This window comes from Shewanella sp. 10N.286.52.A9, from assembly GCF_041468985.1.
In the GTDB taxonomy this organism is placed as follows: Bacteria; Pseudomonadota; Gammaproteobacteria; order Enterobacterales; family Shewanellaceae; genus Shewanella; species Shewanella japonica.
The window spans coordinates 1-1,456 of the sequence record NZ_JBFRJQ010000024.1; the positions used below are offsets into that span (position 1 = coordinate 1).

Consider the following 1,456-nt stretch of genomic DNA (forward strand, 5'->3'; position numbering starts at 1 on the left):
AACGCACCATCGACCCTTAACAATCCCGAGTGAACGTCTTTATCTTCAGTGAGTGAGGCCGTTGCTGTACCAGAGATAATAGCTTTGTCATCAGTGCCACTAATAGACACAATAATTTTATGGTCGGTACCGTCTGCGGAGTGAACGATCAAAGTGTCAGTTAATGATTCACCCGTTTTCAACCCTTGAATCACAGTTTGGGAATTATCGGCTGCATAGGCCCAGTGACCTTGCTCGTTAATTGATAAAGTACCAAACTGACCTTGCACAGTATTGCCAATGAAGTGAGCTTGATTTTTATCTAAGTCAGCAACAGAAAGCATCCCCTCGACGTGTAAATCACCTTGATTGACGTCGTAATCTTCTTTCAGGAAAGCGAAAGTCTCTCCCCCCGGTGTTGGTGCTGTTAACGTATTGGCATTACCTGAAGAGTAGATGACGTTTGCGATTACAGCTTTGTCATCAGTACCATTAATCGTGATGGTAACCTGTTGCTCGGTACCGTCTATTGTTCGAACGAATAAGGTATCAGTCAGTGACTCGCCTGTTTTTAGCTCTTGAATTGCCGTCTGTAAATTGTCGGCAGTGTATGTCCAATAGCCACGGGAATCGATACTGAGCTGACCAAATTGTCCTTGTAGCATACTCGCCGTAAATTGGTTTTCACCTGAGTCAGGGTCGGTAACAGTAAGCTGCCCTTGGGTATGCAGCATACCTTGGCTATCTTGGTGGCGATCTTCAGTGAGACTGGCACTGTCTACCCCTTGAATTTGCGCAATCTGGTTGCTGCCATGGATATCAATAGTGAGTTGCTGGCTAACAGTTTGACCAGAGCTGTCAGTGACATTGACGATGAATTGTTCTGTCGCCTTGTCGCCTTGATTCAATGCTTGGGTGCTGGCTGACTGATTGTCTAATCGATATAGCCATTGGCCTGTGTTTGGATTAATCGTCAATTGTCCGAATTGACCTTGTCCATTTAAAATTGACCAGCTTGCATTGTCATTATGGTCAACGTCGGTGGCCACCAATTGACCTACGACAGAGTCAAGAGTGCCTTGGTCATTGAGCGAGCCGTGATGGTTACCGGTTACGGTTGGGAGATCATTAGTACCTTCTACATTGATGATTACCAGACTATCGACTTGATGACCTTCTTTGTCTGTTGCAGTCACGACAAATTGTTCAGTGTGCCTTTCGCCCTCACTCAATGAGTTGGTATTAACTGACGTGTTATCGAGATGGTATTGCCATTGCCCAGTGGCAGCATTGATTTGCAAACTGCCAAATTGACCTTGGTTTTTTGCTGATGACCAAGTCACTGTTTGGCTATTATCACCGTGAGCACTCAACATACCTTGAGCCGTATCTGTTGAGGCATCTTCTTTGACTTGTTGAATTTGCTGTTGACCATCTACCGTAAGCGGCTTTTCATGAGTGCCAGTGCCAGTGCCAG

Annotated in this window: 1 protein-coding gene; it reads right to left on the reverse strand. The window is 45.5% G+C overall.

Annotated elements, in window-relative coordinates; genetic code table 11:
* On the reverse strand, nucleotides 1–1,456 hold a 1,456-nt coding region (locus tag AB4128_RS15455), incomplete at both ends, for a VCBS domain-containing protein (RefSeq protein ID WP_372038234.1).